The organism is Streptomyces sp. HSW2009 (assembly GCF_040240285.1).
Taxonomy (GTDB): Bacteria; Actinomycetota; Actinomycetes; order Streptomycetales; family Streptomycetaceae; genus Streptomyces.
In genome coordinates this window covers 1-4,993 of record NZ_JBEHZD010000548.1, presented here as the reverse complement: position 1 = coordinate 4,993, position 4,993 = coordinate 1, and the positions used below count along the sequence as shown (strand labels likewise).

Annotated in this window: 3 protein-coding genes; 2 read left to right on the top strand and 1 reads right to left on the bottom strand. The window is 73.4% G+C overall.

Annotated elements, in window-relative coordinates:
- Positions 1-113 precede the first annotated feature (113 nt).
- Complete coding sequence (locus AAHZ94_RS28330) at positions 114-2,201, bottom strand: PhoX family protein (protein WP_349996401.1); 2,088 nt, start codon at positions 2,199-2,201, stop codon at positions 114-116.
- A gap of 477 nt (positions 2,202-2,678) precedes the next feature.
- On the opposite strand from AAHZ94_RS28330, the gene AAHZ94_RS28325 reads away from it, so the two are divergent.
- Together AAHZ94_RS28325 and AAHZ94_RS28320 are read left to right on the top strand one after the other, a co-directional pair.
- Positions 2,679-4,853: a vWA domain-containing protein gene (locus tag AAHZ94_RS28325; protein ID WP_349996400.1), complete on the top strand. Its 2,175-nt coding sequence runs from the start codon at positions 2,679-2,681 to the stop codon at positions 4,851-4,853.
- On the top strand, positions 4,814-4,993 hold a 180-nt coding region (locus AAHZ94_RS28320; protein ID WP_349996398.1), incomplete at its 3' end, for a hypothetical protein. The genes AAHZ94_RS28325 and AAHZ94_RS28320, both read left to right, overlap by 40 nt.

Here is a 4,993-nt window from a genome sequence, read left to right as displayed (position 1 = left end):
CCCCCCCCCCCCCCCCCGGCCGCGCGGGGGGGGGGGGCCCCCCCGTCGCCCGCCCCCCGCGGCGCGGGGGGGGGGGGGGGCGCCGCGCCCCCCCCCCCCCCCCGGCGTGGTCACTAGGCGCCGATGTCGCCGCCGTCGCGCCGCCAGACGCTGACGACCGCGGGGCGGACCAGCTTGCCGGGTCCGTCGGGCCAGGCCGACTTCGGCTTCTCGACGGTCGCGCCGTCGATCTCGCCGGGGTGCTGGACGGCGACCATGACGCGGCGGTCCTGGACGATCGGGCCGCAGGTCTCGGCGCCGTTCGGGACGGTCAGGAACTGCTTGACCTCGCCGCGCCGCTCACCCGCGGTCGCCACGCCGAACAGGCCGTCGTGGGTGCCGAGGGCGTTGCCGTCGGTGGAGATCCACAGGTTGCCGTGCACGTCGAAGGTGATGTTGTCGGGGCAGGAGATCGGGCTGACCTTGTCCTTGGGGAACCCGGCGAAGTACGTGCTCGGGTCGCTCGGGTCGCCGCAGACCAGGAACAGTCGCCAGTTGAAGCGGTCCGCGCCGGCGTCGTCCCAGTGCTCGGCGAGCTCCAGGATCTGGCCGTGCTTGTTGTTGTTGCGCGGGTTGGCCTCGTCCGCGGCCGGCTTGCCCTTCGCGCCGCGGTCCTTGTTGTTGGTCAGCGCGATGTAGACGCGACCGGTGCGCGGGCTGGGCTCGACGTCCTCGGGGCGGTCCATCTTCGTGGCGCCCACCTTGTCGGCGGCGAGCCGGGTGAAGACGTACACCTCTTCGGCGGTCATGCCGTCGACGTGCGAGGTGGTGCCGGTGGCCAGCGGAATCCACTCGCCGCTGCCGTCGAACGCGCCGTCCGCGGGCAGCTTGCCCGAGCCGTCGATCTCGCCCGCCGGGCTGTCGCCGGTGAACTTGGCGACGTACAGGGTGCCCTCGTCGAGCAGGGTGCGGTTGTGCGCGCGGGCGTACCGGCTGTTGCCGTGCATCATCCGCTTCGCGGAGACGAACTTGTAGAAGTAGTCGAACCGCTCGTCGTCACCCATGTACAGCACCGGGCGGCCGTCGTCGGTCAGCCGGGGCTCGGCGGCCTCGTGCTTGAACCGGCCGAGCGCGGTGAGCTTGCGCGGCGTCGAGTGCGGGTCGAACGGGTCGATCTCGATGACCCAGCCGAAGCGGTTGGGCTCGTTCGGCTCCTGGAGGGTGTCGAAGCGCTTGTCGAAACGCTCCCACTTGCGCTCGCTGGCGCCGCCGCTGAGCCCGTAGCGGGCGTAGCGGGCCTTGGTCTCGGGGTCGGTGACCTGGCCGGCGTTGGCGAAGTACTGGTTGAAGTTCTCCTCGCCGGAGAGCACGGTGCCCCACGGCGTGATGCCGCCACCACAGTTGTTGAGGGTGCCGAGGATGCGCTTGCCGCGCGGGTCGGCGGAGGTGCGCAGGTACTTGCTGCCCGCGGCCGGGCCGGTGACCTCGAACGGGGTCGAGCCGGTCACGCGGCGGTTGAGGTGGTGCCGGCGGAGCGCGGTGAGCTTGCCGGAGCGGCGGTCCTCGGCGGCGGCCACGACGGACAGGCCGTGCGCCGCGATGGCGATCTCGGCCTGCTCGCGGGTCGGGTTGTCCGCGTCGTACCCGGCGAACATCAGCACCTCGTCGGTGTACTCGTGGTTGACCACGAGGAGCTGACGGTGGCGCTCGTGCGGGATGTCAAGCACGGCCATGTAGTCGTTGTTGTAGCCGAACTGCTTGGCCTGCGCCTTGGCGCTCTGGTGCTTCGGGTCGAAGTCACGGCCGCCGGGCAGGATCGGCTCGCCCCAGCGGATGACGATGTTCTGCTCGTAGCCGCGCGGGATGACGACCGCGTCCTTGGTGTTCGGCGCGACCGGGTCGAAGCGCAGGCCGCGGGCGGCGCCGGAGCGGCCCTTGCCGTGCGACTTGCCGCCGTGCGCGGCGACGGCCTGGGTGGCGGCGGACGCCTGCGGCGCCTGGCCGAGACCGACGGCGGCACCGGCAGCGGCGGCCACGGTGACCACGGCGCTGGCGCGCAGCACGTTACGACGCGAGAGCGCACTGGCGATGACGTCGCCGACGTAGGCGTTGTCGCTGGTGTTGGGCACCTCGTGGAAGCAGGCGTCGCCACAGCGGTAGCGGCAGGTCAGCGCGGAACGGCCGCCCGGGTGCGAGCTGATCAGTGGCAGTAGCTTGCGCACGTCATTCCCTTCGTTCTGGGTCACCGGCGCAGGCCCGCGCCGACACGGTGTCGGAATCGATCCGCCGTGAAGCTATGGGGGTGGTGTCGCGAAATGGCGAAGTGAGAGTGAACCAGGAGTGAACGACGCCGGTCAGTCGTCACGTACGGTGAGGGCCGGCCCTGGGCATCCCGGCCGCCGTGCGCCGTGTGCGGCCGGATTTGTCCGTGATGGTCGGGGGCGATTCGGACCGCCCGGCCACCCGTAGCAGACCATCCGTCACACCTTCATCACACGCCCCGGGGTACGGGTGGGGGCCGGGCCCGCCGCCTCGCACGGGCCGGTGGTCACGGGCCCGTTAGCCTTACGTGGCCGGCCCGGCCAGGCACGCGGCGCCAGGCCCGGTACGTACCCGGACCGACCGGCACCACCAGCGCACACCCGGACCGACCGGCAGCACTGGCGCGCATCGCACTCGACAGGTGAGGGGCTTCATCCATGGGCATACGGGACCTGCTGCGCAATGTTTTCCGCCGCTCACGGAAGGCAACCGACGAGAGCGAGACCACGGAGACGACGCAGAACGCGGCTGAGCCCGCGGACGAGGCCGCGGCGGCGACCGCGGGCGGGGCGACGGGAAGCGGGGCCGGCGCGACGTCGTCGGCGACCGACGCGACCGAGACCCCCGCCGCGAAGGATTCCGCCGACGCCGCGGCCCCCCTCTCGCCGGAGGCCGCCGCGGAACTCGCCGTCTCCCAGTTCTTCGACCGCCCGAGCACACCGCGCCCGAGCGAGCCGGTTGCCGAGACCGAGACCGAGACCGAGGCTGGGTCCGGGCTTGAGACCGGTGCGGCTGATGAGACCGCTGCGACTCGCCCGACCGATGCCGGGGAAGCTGAAAAGGCTGCCGCCGTACGGGAGTTGGAGCGCACCGAAGAGGCGCGCGAGGAGCCGGCGGGGGAGGGCGATTCCGTACGGGAGGAAGCGGTACGGGACGAGTCCGTACGGGCCGGGGCCGTGGCGGCGGAAGCTGTACGGGCCGAGGCCGTAGCGGAGGAAGCCGTACGGGACGAGGTCGTACGGGATGCCGCCCCCAAGGAGCCGGTTGCCGCTGCTTCGGTGGCTGTGGCTGCTGCCGAGGCGGCGCCCGAGCGCGAGCCGGAGGCCGAGGCCGAGGCCGAGGCCGCACCGGTGGTCGCGGCGGCGCCCGAGCCTGCTGCTGCCGCTGAGCCCGAGCCGGCCGCTGAACCTGTGGCTGCTGCCGAGGCGGAGCCCATGGCCGAGGCTGTTGCCGAGCCGGCCGCCGTGCCTGAGGTTGAGGTCGCCGCCGAGTCGGTGGCTGAGGCGGGGCCTGTGACTGCCGCCGAGCCTGTGACCAGCGCTGAACCCGAGGCTGTCGCCGAGCCGGTGGCTGAGGTGGCGCCCGAGGTCGCGCCGGAGCCGGTGAACGAGCCGGAGCCGGAGATCGTGGCAGCGGCCGTGGCGGAAGCGGCGCCCGAGCCCGAGCCCGAGCCCGTGAAGGAGGAAGCGGAGCCCGTGGCGCAGGTCGTGCCCGTCGAGCCGGCCCCGACCGATGAGGCCCCGGAGCCCGCTGCGGCCCCGGTCGCCGTCGCGGCGGAGCCCGTAACGGCCACGGCGGAGACCGGAGCTGCGGAGGCTGCGCCCGTAACCCCGGCGGAGACCGAGGCTGCGGAAACCGAAACCGCGGAGACGGCGCCCGCGACCACGGCGGTGGCGGAGCCCGCGGAGACCGAAACCGCGGCAGCCGAGCCCGTGGCAGTCGAGCCCGCGAAGGTGGAGCCCGCGAAGGCCGAGCCCGAGGTCACCTCGGAGGCGATCCCCGAGGTCGCCCCGGAACCCGCCGCCCAGCCCGCCGCGGCAGCGGCAACCGGACGAGTCGAGAGTGGGCCGGAGGCCGACGTGAGCGAACCCGCCGCCGCGGCCGGCGGCAGTGCCGCCGCCATTTCGCTGAGCAAGGTGCAGGCGTCGGCTCCTGGCCTGGTCAGCCTGTACAAGGCGGCGGCTTCCGCGCTGACCAAGCACGGGCTCGGTGGGCAGCGGGCGGCCGTGTACCTGGTGCTGGACCGGTCCGGGTCGATGCGGCGGTACTACAAGGACGGCACCGTGCAGCACCTGGCCGAGCAGGCGCTCGGGCTCGCGGCGCACTTCGACGACGACGGGGTCGTACCGGTCGTCTTCTTCTCCACCGATGTGGACGGCACCGCAGACCTGGACCTGGCCAACTACGCGGGCCGCATTGACGAGTTGCACGGTTCGCTCGGGCACATGGGGCGGACCAACTACCACTGGGCGGTCAAGGCGGTCATCGAGCACTACGAGAAGTCGGGCTCGACCGACCCCGCGTTCGTCATTTTCCAGACGGACGGCGCGCCGACCAGCAAGCCGGCGGCCGAGAAGGCGCTCTGTGAGGCGGCCGGGCTGCCCATCTTCTGGCAGTTCGTGGGCTTCGGCGACCCGCAGGCCAAGGGCTTCGACTTCCTGCGCAAGTTGGACGACCTTGCGGTGCCCGAGCGGCGCCAGGTGGACAACGCGGGCTTCTTCCACGCGGGCCTCGAACCGCGCGAGGTGGCCGACGACGAGCTGTACGGCCAGTTGATGGTGGAGTTCCCCGAGTGGCTGGTGGAGGCCCGCGCGGCCGGCGTACTGCGCTGACCCCACGGCCCCACGGCCCGAAAGGCCCCGCCGGCCCCCCGCCCCCCCCCCCCCCCCCCCCGCCCCCCGCCCGGGGGGCCCCCCCCGGGGGCCCCCCCCCCCCCCCCCCCCCCCCCCCCCCCCCCCCCCCCCCCCCCCCC